Annotated in this window: 10 protein-coding genes; 7 read left to right on the top strand and 3 right to left on the bottom strand. The window is 57.4% G+C overall.

Annotated features, from left to right (window positions below; translation table 11 throughout):
* Positions 1-108: 108 nt before the first annotated feature.
* Both ftsH and N675_RS02505 read left to right on the top strand, forming a co-directional pair.
* Positions 109-2,118 (top strand): ATP-dependent zinc metalloprotease FtsH, encoded by a 2,010-nt coding sequence (gene ftsH / locus N675_RS02510; protein WP_231577900.1) that lies wholly within the window; start codon positions 109-111, stop codon positions 2,116-2,118.
* Complete coding sequence (locus N675_RS02505; protein ID WP_081886782.1) at positions 2,108-2,845, top strand: queuosine precursor transporter; 738 nt, start codon at positions 2,108-2,110, stop codon at positions 2,843-2,845. The genes ftsH and N675_RS02505 overlap by 11 nt, the downstream gene beginning before the upstream one ends.
* A gap of 381 nt (positions 2,846-3,226) precedes the next feature.
* On the opposite strand, the gene N675_RS02500 is transcribed toward N675_RS02505, so the two are convergent.
* Positions 3,227-3,547, bottom strand: coding sequence for a hypothetical protein (locus N675_RS02500; RefSeq protein ID WP_038037698.1), 321 nt, complete (start codon positions 3,545-3,547; stop codon positions 3,227-3,229).
* A gap of 639 nt (positions 3,548-4,186) precedes the next feature.
* Here N675_RS02500 and fabD point away from each other — a divergent pair.
* Together fabD and fabF are read left to right on the top strand one after the other, a co-directional pair.
* Positions 4,187-5,197 carry an ACP S-malonyltransferase gene (gene fabD / locus N675_RS02495; protein WP_081886781.1) on the top strand — a complete coding sequence of 337 codons (1,011 nt, stop codon included), beginning with the start codon at positions 4,187-4,189 and terminating at the stop codon, positions 5,195-5,197.
* Between the two features lie 24 nt (positions 5,198-5,221).
* Complete coding sequence (gene fabF / locus N675_RS02490; RefSeq protein WP_038037697.1) at positions 5,222-6,460, top strand: beta-ketoacyl-ACP synthase II; 1,239 nt, start codon at positions 5,222-5,224, stop codon at positions 6,458-6,460.
* Positions 6,461-7,327: 867 nt separating this feature from the next.
* Here fabF and N675_RS14210 read toward each other — a convergent pair.
* Entirely contained in the window at positions 7,328-7,879 is a 552-nt protein-coding gene (locus tag N675_RS14210) for a hypothetical protein (protein ID WP_156100782.1), read from the bottom strand.
* A 721-nt stretch (positions 7,880-8,600) separates the two neighbouring features.
* The gene (locus N675_RS02485) at positions 8,601-9,512 is read right to left on the bottom strand and encodes an alpha/beta hydrolase (protein WP_038037696.1); all 912 of its coding nucleotides are present in this window, start codon (positions 9,510-9,512) and stop codon (positions 8,601-8,603) included.
* A 566-nt stretch (positions 9,513-10,078) separates the two neighbouring features.
* Between N675_RS02485 and N675_RS02480 the strand changes: the two genes are divergently transcribed.
* The 3 genes from N675_RS02480 (at position 10,079) to N675_RS02470 (ending at position 14,032) form a co-directional block, all read left to right on the top strand.
* Positions 10,079-11,278, top strand: a complete 1,200-nt coding sequence (locus N675_RS02480; protein WP_038037695.1) for an ABC transporter substrate-binding protein — start codon at positions 10,079-10,081, stop codon at positions 11,276-11,278.
* Positions 11,279-11,303: 25 nt separating this feature from the next.
* Positions 11,304-12,629, top strand: coding sequence for an FAD-dependent oxidoreductase (locus N675_RS02475; RefSeq protein ID WP_038037694.1), 1,326 nt, complete (start codon positions 11,304-11,306; stop codon positions 12,627-12,629).
* Positions 12,630-13,156: 527 nt separating this feature from the next.
* Positions 13,157-14,032 (top strand): FAD binding domain-containing protein, encoded by an 876-nt coding sequence (locus tag N675_RS02470; RefSeq protein WP_038037693.1) that lies wholly within the window; start codon positions 13,157-13,159, stop codon positions 14,030-14,032.
* The last annotated feature ends 1 nt before the right edge of the window (position 14,033 follow it).

Raw genomic sequence — 14,033 nt, 5'->3', positions numbered from 1 at the left:
GTGCGTTCCGTGCTTCAACGTCTGGCCGCGTCGCCAAGTACAATTCATCACGAAATGTTCTCCGCTCGTGGCCGATGCCACGAGGCGGGGCGAATGAGGGATAGTGCAATGCAAGATCCTGAACGCCCACGGCGGCCAAACCGCCCGGGTAAATCGACATTCTGGCAGCGCCTTGTGAGCAGCCCCTTTGGTCTGCTCTGGCTTATTCTAGGCCTGATCTTGGTCTGGAACGTCTATGCCCTCATTGGGCCACGTTCTGGTGATAGCCCCCAGCCAACAATTACCTACTCAGCCTTCACGCAGGCCGTTGACCAGGGGCTTGTTAAGAGCGTCACCATTAGCGGTGACACAATCACTGGAATGTTTACTCGCACTGTTGAAATTGTGAACGGCACAATTCACCAGCCAAGCACGCCGTTGCCGGAGGGTGCGAGTCAATCTGATGTTATTCGAACCGATCGCTTCCGTACCGTGCTACCACCAGGGGTTGAGAGTCAAGTTGTCACCTTGCTGCAAAATCATAACGTTCAGATTCAAGCCGAGAATGCGAACCGTTCGACGGCGTTGCTGAATGTATTGCTCAACTTCGTCGTGCCAGTCGTGCTCGTCGTTGGCTTTCTCGTCTTCCTCGGCCGTAGCTTGTCACGAGGGCAGCAAAACGTCTTCAGCTTTGGCCGCTCCCGTGCCCGTGTCTACGATGTTGAGCGCCCACGTGTGACCTTCGCTGATGTCGCAGGCGAGGAAGAGGCGAAGGCTGAGCTTGCCCAGGTGGTTGACTTTCTCAAGAACCCGGCCAAGTATCACCGGATTGGCGCGCGCCTGCCGCGCGGTGTGCTGCTTATCGGCCCGCCAGGAACTGGCAAGACGCTGCTGGCGCGGGCAGTCGCTGGTGAGGCCGGCGTACCATTCTTTAGCGTCAGCGCCTCAGAGTTTGTCGAGATGTTCGTTGGTGTCGGCGCAAGCCGTGTCCGTGATCTTTTCGACCGAGCCAAGGCCGCTGCACCATCGATCATCTTCATTGATGAGCTGGACGCTGTTGGCCGCCAACGCTTCGCTGGCCTCGGTGTCGGCAACGACGAGCGTGAGCAGACGCTCAACCAATTGCTCGTCGAGATGGACGGCTTTGAGGCGCATCAAGACGTCGTGGTCATAGCAGCAACGAACCGCCCGGACGTACTTGACCCGGCGCTGCTTCGTCCCGGCCGCTTTGACCGCCAGGTGACCGTTGGCCTGCCTGACCGCCGTGGCCGCGCGGCCATCTTGCGCATCCATGCTCGCGGCTTACCGATCGCCCCGGACGTTGATCTTGACGCACTTGCCGCTGCTACGCCGGGTTTTTCTGGCGCTGATCTCGCAAACCTCGTCAACGAGGCGGCCTTGATTGCTGCGCGCAAGAATAAGGAGCAGGTCGACCGCAGCGATTTTGATGAGGCGCTTGACAAGATCATCCTTGGCACCACCCGTTCGATGATCATGAGCGAGGAAGAGCGCCGCGCTGTGGCTTACCACGAGGCTGGACACGCAGTCGTCGCCTACTTCACGCCGGGTGCTGATCCGCTGCGCAAAATCAGCATTGTGCCACGTGGCCATGCCCTTGGCGTTACCGTGCAGACGCCAGAGGAGGATCGCTTCAACTATACCCGCACACAACTCATGGGGCGCTTGGCGGTTCTGTTGGGTGGCCGAGCTGCTGAGGAACTGGTCTTCCACGAAGTCTCAACCGGCGCCCAGAACGACTTGAAGGAGGCAACCCAGCTCGCTCGACGCATGGTTGGCCTTTGGGGTATGAGCGACGAGCTTGGGCTTGTCTATCTCGGTCTTGGCGAACAGCATGTCTTCCTTGGGCGTGAGATTGTTCAAGATCATGCAATTGGCGCGCAGACGCTCGATCGCGCTGATGCTGCTGTTCAGCGCATCCTCAACCAGGCTCGTGACCAGGCTGTTGCTATCTTGACCGCGCACCGCGCTGAGCTCGACCGGCTGGCCGAGCAGCTTGTTGCTGAGGAAACGCTCGGCCCCGAGCAAATCCGTGCCATCCTTGGTGCGCCACCTGAGCCAGTTGGGGTCTGGCGTACGCCACGTGAGCCTGTAGAGACACCTGCCGCCGATGGTGCGTGAACGTGACCTTGTGACTGAACCAGGTGTCCGGATTGTGCCAGGCAGTGAACGTCTGCCTGGCTACAGTCGCTGGTTCGTCATTTTAGCTGGGGCCTTCGTCGCCACGCTTATTACGTCAAATATTGTTGCTGTCAAACTTGTGGCTCTTGGGCCACTCGTCGTGCCAGCTGGCACGGTGACCGTCTTCCCGCTCAGCTATATCTTCGGCGATGTGCTCACGGAAGTCTATGGCTACCGACGCTCACGACTGATCATCTGGTTAGGTTTTGCATGCAACCTGCTCGCCGTGGTTGCGATCACCGCCACGCAGGTGTTGCCACCGGCGCCTTTTTGGGACGGTCAAGCTGCCTACGAGCGCATCCTGGGCTACACACCCCGGCTTCTCCTTGGCTCTTTCCTCGCTTACCTTGTCGGTGAGTTCGCCAACGCCGCTGTGTTGTCACGCCTCAAGCTGTTCACGCGCGGTCGCTGGCTCTGGAGCCGCACTGTCAGTTCAACCTTGGTTGGTCAGGCTTTTGACTCGCTCGTCTTCGTTACCATAGCCTTTGTTGGGACGATCCCGGCGAGCAGCCTGCTGCAGACGATCATAACGACCTGGCTTACGAAGTCGGCCTACGAGGTGATCGCCACGCCATTGACCTACCTCGTCGTCCATGCGCTCAAGCGTGCTGAGGGGATCGACGTCTTTGACGAAGGGGTGAGCCTCTCGCCCTTCCGTCTAGATTAGCCTGGTTGGTCTCATCGCGATCATGTGCGCACAGCTGGCTGCTGGCCCCACCTCGTAACAAAGGTACACGAAACGTCTGAGACTTGGCTTCACCGCGGATGTTCCCACGAGCGGCTGGTATCTCAGAACGGTAGTCCCAACCTGCTCTTGGAATGAACCCGGTGCCTGGAAGATAAATGCCTGCCGATCCATCGCCTAGCTGTAAGTCATCCTGTAGCGTATGCACCATGGGGCAGTGCCCTCTTATGACTCCAGGCAACTGCTCGAGGCGAGCCGCTTGGGCGTGACGAAGCTGAACTCCGCCCAAAACTGCCAATACCGCAAGCGCCGTTTGAAGTAACCAGGCGAGTGTTGCTCTTTCACTCGCTGGTGCCTATCTTGCTATCGCCCCCACCCTCGGAGGATGGCGAGACCAGCACCGAGTGGGAAGAGTGAGATCACGAGTAAGACTGTTCCCACAAAGATGCCAATGGCATGGATCCAGCTTCCGATCTTCTGGAGGAGCGGGCCAAGGACGATTCCCATCAGAGCCTGGACGATCGGCTGGGCCTGTGGTGGTAAGGGCTGCGAGAGCACCTGTTGCGGATATCCCTGCAACCAGTTCCCCCAGCTCGGTACAACCAGCAGCACGACACTGCCGACGGTAAACACAATGAGACCGAGGAGAATGACTGCAACGCCTGGAGATCGACGAGATGTCATCTCTCACCTCCGCTAAAGTAAGTAACCACTTTCATTCAGAGTATACCGTAGTCCGCTATCATGTGTCAATATCCCTGTATTACTGCCTTTCGGTGTCTCCGGAGTCGGCATCCGATGCGATCCTGATCGGTGATCTGGTCAATACGCTCGCCAGATAATGCTGCGCGATGCGGCATTGATCGTTCATTCGAGAAGGTAATGTCGACGGAACGCTGCGTTCGTCGGTGGTCTGGTAAACCGGCCAAGCAGCGTTGGCCGTCGATCGAACTGCAAGCGGCAGGCAGAGTGTTTGCCGCAGGACGGCTGTGGCGATCCAGCGATACACGACACGTGGCGTGCGATAAGCCGGAAAGATGTGGAGAGAGGGCATGATTGCCTTGCGGACTGACATCCATAATGCGGCCTGGGCAACGTTCTCACTCCACCCCGATGGGTGGACAGCGCAAAGCAGGTGTGCGAGGATACCGTTGAGTTCTCCGTGCAGGCCATTCTGGCGAGCACCACTATGACGAGCAGTGGGATGCTAGTCTGCCGGAACGGCCAGGGTTCGGTAGAATTCGGCGCGGAGGTTATGCCCTCGCATGGGCGCGGCTTCACGCTGGTCTGGAGGAGCGCGAAGCCTGAAGGGGAGGGGCGGCGATGGATCTCACCACACTTACTGGCAAACGGCTGGCACTGATCTTTCCTGGGCAGGGGAGCCAGCACGTGGGTATGGGGAAGCGCATCCAACAACTCTCAGCGGCGGCCCGGCGCGTCTTCGCTCAGGCTGATGAAGTGCTTGGCTTTTCTCTCTCTCGCCTCTGCTTCGAGGGACCGGAAGCTGAACTGAACGACACGATCAATGCCCAGCCGGCAATCCTGACCGTCAGCCTGGCCTATCTTGAGGCCCTACGCGAACGGCTGCGTGCCCTAGGCACGACGATTCAGCCGGCGCTCGTTGCTGGCCATAGCTTAGGTGAGTTCTCAGCTCTTGTCGCCGCTGGCACCCTAAGTTTCGAAGATGCCCTACGGATCGTACGCGAGCGTGGCCGGCTCATGAAGGAAAGTGCGCAGGAGCGACCTGGTGGGATGGCTGCAATCCTTGGCCTTGCTCGGGACGCGGTCGAGGACGTCTGCAAAGAGGCGAGCGTGCTAGGCCTCATCGTTGTCGCAAACGACAATAGCCCTGGCCAGCTCGTCATTTCGGGTGAAGAAGCTGCATTGCAGCAGGCAATGGAACTCGCTCGGGCACGCGGAGCACGGCGTGTTGTTCGCCTCAACGTGACGGTCCCTTCGCACTCGCCACTGATGGAGCGCGTAGCTCAGGCATTGAGCGATCTCCTGAGCCGCGTGCCGCTCCGTGAGCCAGACGTGCCCCTCGTTTCGAATGTCACTGGTCGCGTTGTCTCGCGCGTAGAGGAATTGCGCCAGGCGCTGGCGCAGCAGGTGGCCCAGCCGGTACAGTGGACGACGGTGGTTCGTGCCATTGCTGACCAGGGTGTGACAACATTTCTGGAAGTTGGACCAGGTCAGGTGCTCACTGGTCTTGTGCGCAAGATTCGGGCCGATCTCGAGGCTCTCTCCGTGCACGAGCTTGCTCTTGAAGCGCCAGGGGCTGGAGCCTTGGACCACGACGTGAGTAACGAACGGCGACGTGGAGCCAACGGATAATGTTGTTGGGAAGGCTGTGAGACCGTGCACCGTGTTGTCGTGACTGGACTGGGAGCAATCACGCCGCTCGGGTTGAACGTGGAGACATTTTGGCGTCGGCTACTTGCTGGCGAATCAGGGATCGACCGCATTCAGGCGTTTGATCCAAGCAACCTTGATGTCCAGATTGCCGCTGAAGTCAAAGGCTTTGACCCGCGTGACTTCATGGACGTCAAAGCGGCTCGACGGATGGATCGGTTCGCTCAGTTCGCCGTCGCCGCTGCGGGGGAAGCCATCCGCGATGCCGGGCTTGAGATTACCCCAGCCAACGCTGATCGCATTGGCGTCATGATGAACACTGGCGGTGGTGGCATCCATGCGATGGTGCGCGAAGTGTTGACCTTTGAGCACCGCGGCCCAGGACGAGTCAGCCCATTTTTCATTCCAATCTTCGCGCCGAATATGGGCGCATGCCAGGTCTCGATCATCTACGGCATCACCGGTCCGGTCATGGCCTCCGTTGCCGCCTGTGCTGCAGGCACCCAAGCCTTCGTCGATGCGTTGCGAATGCTGCGCAATGGCGAAGTTGATGTCATGATCGCTGGTGGTACCGAAGCTGGCCTGGAACCGGTTGCCATTGCTGCCTTTGCCAACATGGGTGCACTCTCGCGCCGCAATGAGGAGCCGCAGAAGGCGAGCCGGCCGTTCGACCGCGATCGCGATGGGTTTGTCTTCGGTGAAGGCTGTGCAGTGATGGTTCTCGAGACAGAGGAGCATGCTCGCCGACGTGGGGCCCGCATCTACTGCGAGCTGGCTGGTGGCGCGCTTACTGCTGATGCCTATCACGTCAGTGCGCCTGCTCCGAATGGTGCTGGGTCAGCAAAGGCGATGGCACAGGCGCTCGAGTGTGCCGGCTTGCGCCCCGAAGATGTCGATTACATCTGCGCCCATGGCACATCCACGCCCCTCAACGACGTCTCTGAGACGGTGGCAATCAAGGCAGTCTTTGGTGAGCATGCCTATCGCGTGGCCGTTAGCTCACCAAAGAGCATGATCGGTCACCTTGTTGGGGCGGCTGGGGCTGTGTCCGGCGTCGTCTGCGCACTCGCGATCCGCGACAACGTTGTGCCGCCGACAATTAACTTAGACAATCCTGATCCCGAGTGCGACCTCGACTACGTGCCTCACGTTGCCCGCCCCATGGCTGTTAACGTTGCGATGGCCAATGCCTTCGGCTTTGGCGGACAGAACGCGGTCGCCGTCTTCAAGCGCTACGAGGGATAAAGCATCGTGTCAACGGCGGCATTTGCCCGTGAATTCTCGTGGAGTTGCTTGGTTTCATGATCTAGAGCGGTCTTAGCGTGTTGAAAGGCTCGCCAGGTCCGTAAGGCTTGGTTTACTGTCGTAATCGCGCGTTCACTCATGTAGTCATGAAAATCCTGCCCTTCAACTCGGTTAGCATACCCGACTGGACCGTTATTGCTCGGGACGGGCCAGAAGGACAACATACTTGCTGCCCGGCCCTCTCCAGACGGCCGCAAACGCGGCTATGAACTCGCTGCCTCCATCCCCTTGAATCATCCTTGGGTGTTAGCACTTGGATAGGCCTCTCCTGCAACTTCACTGCGCCACAGTATCCTGAGGACGTAAAGCGCTTCAATCCGAAACCAGGAAGCAGCCCTGATATCCAGGATATCGAGCTCAATGAGATCTCCAGGCGCCTCAGTCCGGCAAGCGCTGCGTTTGCACTCGGCACGGGGCCGTTACGCTATCTGCGACGGACGCATACTCATTGCTGGGCGGCTCCGAAACTGTCCCAATGCTTAGGATAACTGCGGATGCGGCCCGCGGTGAATTTTGAGATTCAACAGCCGATCTGTTCAAACAAGTCCTGTGCGTTATCTTGTTCCAGCCGGTGAGTTATTCCCCAGGTTTTTGATAGTCGGCATAAGCTAGGATTTCTCAGGCAGGTTTTCTCGTGGTCATGGCCCTCGTTCAGATTATGATGTTCATCCGCCTCAGAACTCACAAGGTAGCTCTCCAATCCCACTCCTGGATGCGAGCTTTACGTCTGAAGGAAGGCGAGTTGGCAATGTGCTCCTCAGGCGCACCAGATGTGGTGAGGAGTCAACTGCAGTGGCGTGTAGGGGACTATTCGTTAACGGATGTATTACTCGCTAACCACCGTGCTAAGCTTGTTGTTTTTCGGCTTGCGTACCAAATAAATGCTATTCCTGCTACAACTACTGCTGCCAGGTAATATCTCCACACCCAATAATCGTCTCCATAGGCAAGTGGTTCGTAATTTGTTGTGAATGGACTTGTACCTAAATTGATAATTGTCCATGCATACGTTGCCAGAACGATTTGAATAGGGGCAACAAGAAGAAAGAAACGCAATATGCGATAGTACCGCAGCGGATTCATTTTGTTGGGGTAAATGCCTGCCCGTTCATAATTGAAGACCCAGACAGTTGGTGTCCATAATATCAGCAAGAGAATTTCCGAGAGTTTATGAGTGAATATAGGCCCTGTAATATATCCGATTATTCCAGAGCTGGGAATATCTTTCCTGGCGGAGAGATAGAAATCCTTTAGAAGGAAAAAGGAGCCAATTGCTAGAATAACGAACAGGACTTTATCATTCTTGCGCAGTTGCTCTGGAGTCATCGGCGTGAATATTCGGAATCGCCTCTTTTGCATATGCAAACCTCCCCGCAGTACGACGATTGTCTCTGAATTCAGCGAGCGATCTTGGGTTCAGTTCCTGGGGCCGGGACAATGTGGCCACCGAGCGAGTAGGCGGGGAAAGTGACTGGTTAGGCGCCTGCTTCGGTTGTACTTCACTGGATTCCCCTTCCGCTCCGTGGGCTGGATCGTTAATGCGTGCAAGTTGCGAACGTTGACAACCAGGATGAACGTGCTTGATTTTATCGACCCCAAGAACCTGGGGATAACCTGAGTGAACTTTGCCTGGAAGCGGATCAACCAATGATTGGTCCGAGTAGTCTAGCAAACCCCCTGACGCTTTATACTTCAAGCGTTGATGTGAAGATAGCCCAATCCATATCTTCGTTCCGATGCGCGAGAGCGAGAGGTGAGTTCTTGCTTGGTACCGATAGAGAGTCTGGGACGAGCATTGAGAAGAAGAGCTACTGTCAAGTTCAGCGCAGCTAAGCGGAACACAATGTAATACGCGGATGTGCTGCGGGCGAGTCCTCCAACTGGGAAATCTGCTGTGTAGCAAGAATAGATCCAAAAATCCTTTCTCTTCCCTAGCAAACTCGGTCATGCTTGATTTGTTTGCATGAAGGTCAAGTGATTGGAGGCCAGAATGATACTGCCCTTCGTTAAGAAGGTTAGCTGAGGCCAGCACGTGGGAACTCGCGTAGATGTTGGATATCGGTTCTGACACGAGTTGGTGCTAGCCTGTTGGTTGCGCTGCTGGTGCTAGATGTCGCAGGAGGAACGAGGCAATCGCCTGCAATGATGCCTGCGCTTGTGGCAGTTCGAGTGTGAGTTGCCAGACGTGCCACATTTGGGGAAAGATTGTCAACTCGACCGCAACTCCAGCAGCCTGAGCCGCGGCAGCCATGCGCTCAGCATCATCCCGCAGGATCTCATCTCCGCCAGCGTGAAAGAGCAATGGTGGGAGCCCATGCCAATCGCCGTAGACTGGCGAGATCAGTGGATGGCGCGGGTCATGTCCATTAACATAGGAACGATCAAAGCGAGCCATTGCACGCGGATGCAAAACCGGGTCATCAGTCCGATGCTGCCGTGTTTTGCCGGCAGCTAAGTCGCCGACTGGTGATAAACATGCAGCGGCCGCTGGCAGCTCAGTGCCTTCGTCGCGTAGCTTCATCAATGATGCAATTGTCAGGTTCCCACCGGCTGAATCCCCAGCGATCGCGATCTCTGTTGGATGAATGCCATGACGTAGCAGCCATCGGTAGGCTGTCACACAATCCTCGAGTGCAGCCGGAAACGGGTGTTGGGGAGCGAGCCGGTAATCCACAAGCAATGCCCGCGCTTCGAGAAGTTGTGCGAGAACCGTAACCATGTGCAGGTGCTGGGGACTGAGTCCAAGGACGAATCCTCCACCATGGAGATACAACAAGACACGTCCAGGGACATGCCGTGCCGGGATAAGCCATTCGCTGCGCACACCGTCAGCATCAACGGGTTCACGCCGGACTGTTGATGGCAGGCGGACACGCTGTCGAGCTTGAGCAAGCAATCGGTTTGCCAAGCTGAACGGGAGATAAGCTGACATAAAACGAGCAAGTCGAAGCTGTGCGCGGGCGTGTTGCTCCACGTCTGAGTTCGTCGGCATCTACTCCCCTCCTTCTCTGGATAGTACTGAGAAATCGTTTGACATCGCGGCCGATGCCACGTAACGACTTGCTCCGCGACCAGCGTCCTTTGGTTCTTTCCCCAATTTATCCTCCGGTAAGGTCCGCCAAGTGACCCATTTCTCGTTCCTTCTCTGCGAATGATTGGTTATTCTTATCTCACTGAACTTATCACAGTATACGGCAATGCTCCTCCATCAGCAACCAGCATAGGCTCGATACATGATCGTACCGGCCGAGCACGTTCGGGGATATGCAAGCTAATTGTGCTCGCTTGGTTATCAGCGGCGGCTGCTTTATCGCCATGATTCCCATCAAGCTGATCTGGACTCCAAGAATCTTGGGAAGAAATTAGCCTGCACTGATGGCACTCTCAGTCTCATTGGCCTTCAATGGGACAGGCTCAAAGAGCAGTTACCGCGAGAGAACGTGGGAACGCCACGGCTAGCGGACAGGGCGAATGCTCGGCTACACTGCGCAGGTATGAGCGCTAGCTGGGGCTTTGGGCGCTGGAGAGAGTATGAGTAGAGAAGGAGGGACGACGCATATGGTGATGACTCGTCGGGCGTGGCTTCGAGCCGTTGCCGGGCTGGCGCTTATGCCGGTAAGCGCGCTCCTGGCAAGTTGTGGCGGCCAGCAGACGACACCGACGTCCACCACACCAGTGTCGGCGGCGACTGCAAGCATGACCACCCGAGTTGCGGCCGTTACGCCGAGTTCGACAACAACGCCCGCGAACGTGGCAACGCCGTCCAGTAGAGCGACGCCAGCAAGTACTGCCAAGCCGGCAGGTCAGCAGGCGAGCACCATCAAAGCTCGCATCGCCCTCACCGCGAGCGATGCAGCATTGCTCATTGCCATCGATAAGGGGATGTTCCGTGACGTTGGCATTTCCGTCGATCTCGTTACAGCAACGCTTGACCCCGGGCAGGCGATCTCCTTGCTAGGCGCGCAGCAGCTTGACATTGTCGGGGGTGGGCTCAGTGGAGCCCTCGTGAATGGCGTCAAGCAAGGCGTCCCGCTCAAGATTACTGTTACTGAGACAGTCATTACTGCTAACTTCGGTGGCTATCACGTGATCGGCGTCCCGAAATCACTCAGTGACTCCGGGCAGATCCGCTCAGTTGAAGATCTGCGTGGCAAGACGGTTGCACTTGTGACAAGCGGTGGCGGCGATGTGCTCGAAATGAAGAAGGTGCTCGAGCAGCATCACCTGACGCTCAAAGACGTACAGGTGCAGACGCTGCGGGCACCAGATGTACCCGCAGCGCTGCAAAATGCTGCTGTCGCTGCAGGATTCCTGATTGAGCCATATGTGACAATCGCGCTGAAGCAGCTCAAAGCTGCAACAGCGCTGGTGCCAGGACAAGATATTGCTCAGGCATCAGGCATCGGCTTGCCACTGAATGTCCTCACGTTCGGTCCACGACTCCTTAACGATCGACCACTCGCGGTAGCGTTCCTGGTCGCTTACCTCCGTGGTGTTGCGTGGTACTTCGAGCGGGTAGGAAATGATGCTGGGAAGCAAGAGATTGCGGCTGTCCTCAAGCAGTACACGCCGCTAAAAGACGACCAACTGTATGCTCAGATGACCTGGCCGCCGATTGCTCGGGACGGGCGCTTTGCGACCAGCTTCCTTGACGAGTATCAGGCACTCTGGCGTGACTTGGGTCAAATTCAGGCAATGATTCCGGCAAGCGATCTCGTGGACTTTTCATATCTTGATGAGGCGGCGCGGCAAGTCTAGAAGTAGGCGGGCCAGGAGGTACGGTATGGCTGGGCAACTCGGAATGACGATAGTGCGGCGTGATGCGGCAACTCGGTGGGAATGTGACGTCGACCTGTGCGTTGTTGGTGCGGGTATGAGCGGCGTCACGTGCGCAATCACCGCAGCACGGCTTGGTCTCCGTGTCCTCCTGGCCGATGCGTGCCCCTGGGTTGGAGGGCAAGCAGTCGGGGTTCCGATTGGCACGATTGCTGGTCTGTTCAGCTGTGGTCCTGCAGAAACACAAGGCCTGTTGACACCGTTGCTAGCAACAGAGCTACTCAAGACGCTCCGAGAGCGCGAGGCCAGCTGGGCACTCTACTCACGCCGGGCACGAACGACCATCATCGTTTACGATGAGGCAGAACTGGAGCGAGTCTTCGAACACATGCTTAACGCCTGTCGGGTCGTGCTACTTTTGGGAGCGGTCGCCGATGTTGTCCAACGAGACGGTGCGCGCATCACACGAGTACGCTTTGCTACGCGCTTTGGCGCGTGCGATGTCCAGGCGCCGTTCTTTATCGATGCCTCAGGCGATGCTGCGCTAACCTGGCTGGCCGGCGCTGCGTGTCGGGTGAGCGCGCAGCCGATCTATGGTACCCAAATGGCAGTGGTCGGGCCAGTGGCGTTCCCCGCACGGGAAAACCCAGCTGATGTTGCCCGGCGAGCAGAGGAACTGCTGCGGGAGCACGGCCCGCGCTATGGGCTAACGCGCGAAGAGTGCCGAATCTTCCCCCTGCCGCCACGGGGATTGGCTGTACTGAATGCTACGCATCTGCGCACCCCACTTGATCCTCTCGGGTTTTGGCAAGAGGCACGTGCAGCGCGTGTTGAGGTCGAACGAGCGCTCGAGCTCTTGCGGCGAGAATATCCGGCTGTATTTGGAGAAGCACGGGCGCGTCGACTTGGTTTACCAGGAATCCGGCAGACACGGACAATCGTGGGCCGGGCCATGCTTACCCTTGAGGATGTCCAGACAGGGCGATGCTTCCCCGACGCGATTGCTCGGGCGGCCTGGCCGGTTGAGTTGCATGATAGCCAGGCTCACTATCAATGGCAGCCTTTGCCCGATGGGCATTACTACACCATCCCTTACCGCGCGCTCCTTCCGGCCGAACTCGACAACGTGCTCGCTATTGGCCGTTGCATCGATGCTGATCCTTTAGCGCTCTCAAGTGCTCGGGTGATGGGACCATGTGTGGGAATGGGTGTCGCTGCAGCCCATGCTGTTTCGCTCGCATACACCGCTGGCTGCCAACTTCCAGCGATTGACCTAGCGTCCTTACAAACGCATCTTGCTCCAAATCTAGAGGGCATTTATCCCTACGCTTAACTTGCTCTCTGTCTATACCCGCAATGCCGCTACCGTCTCCTCTCTTCTCCATGTTCCTCTTCTCTCGCCGTTACCGTCTGTGGCGCCTTGCTTCCCAGCGAGTGCTTTCTTGCTTTCTGTGCTCAGCTTTCCGAAGATCGTTCGAGGTTGAAGGTGAAACCTGCTGAGACTGAGCACCTGTAGACGCGATGATGCACGGGAGTGAGCGACATGCAGACGACTGCCGAGAGCTGAGAGTGATATGGCATCTACTGGTCTCGTTCACGAAGGGCTCTGGAAGCACGAGAATGCAATGGAGAGCTAAGTGCCGTAATGACATACACCGGCTACGTAATCGTGTGCATGGTGAGGGCAGATGTGCTCTTGTTGTATGGCCATTCCTCCCTTGACAGGGTTGCTCTGCCCGACTAAGGTTGTCTGGTAGCGATATCCCCGCACAACTGAGGGTGGAAGGAGGTATTTCGACTGGCCGTGATCTCCCACCACTATTGAGCAACTAGCATGTCAGAGACTGAGGAGGATCTGCCGTGAAACCTGCTGCTTTCTCCTATTTTGCCCCGCGTGACCTTGATGAAGCGCTCCACCTCCTTGCACACCATGCCCCAGATGCAAAGCCACTCGCCGGTGGGCAGAGCTTGGTGCCAATGATGAATTTTCGTCTTGCCCAGCCACGCGTCCTCATCGATCTCAACCGGGTGGCAGCTCTATCGTTTGTCAACGATGCAAATGGAGTCCTTGTTCTCGGGGCAATGCTACGCCAGGCGGCGGCCGAACGTGATCATCGGCTCAGTGCTGCTGTCCCGCTCCTTGCTGATGCCCTACCACTTGTTGGTCATGAAACAATCCGCCATCGGGGGACAATTGGCGGCACGCTTGCCCATGCAGACCCTGCAGCTGAGATTCCGGCTGTCGCCTTGGCTTTGGGAGCTGAGCTCGTTGTGCGGAGCACGCGTGGAGAGCGCGTCATCTCAGCTGATCAATTTTTCCTTGGTCCATTGATGACTGCTCTTGAGCCAGATGAGATGTTGATTGCAGTACGTATTCCTCGCATGCCGCCGCACACGGGCACGGCATTTCTCGAATTGTCACGCCGGCACGGTGATTTCGCAATTGTTGGCGTTGCTGCCCAAGTGACGCTTGACGAGAGTGAACGGATTGTGCAGGCAGCGCTTGCGCTTTGCGGCGTTGGGCCAACACCAGTACGGGCACGCCAAGCTGAAGCGGCGCTTGCTGGCGCGGAGCCGACCGACGAGCAGTTCCGCGCGGCTGGGGCTCTTGCCGCACAGGAGATCGATCCAGCTTCGGATATCCATGCCTCGGCTGACTACCGTCGACGCATTGCTGCTGTGCTTGTACGGCGTGCATTAAGCCAAGCAGCACAGCGTGCTCAGGGGAGGAGCTAGT

It is taken from the genome of Thermorudis peleae (assembly GCF_000744775.1).
In the GTDB taxonomy this organism is placed as follows: Bacteria; Chloroflexota; Chloroflexia; order Thermomicrobiales; family Thermomicrobiaceae; genus Thermorudis; species Thermorudis peleae.
Note: the sequence above shows the minus strand (reverse complement) of the source record. Positions and strands in the feature narration are given on the sequence as shown.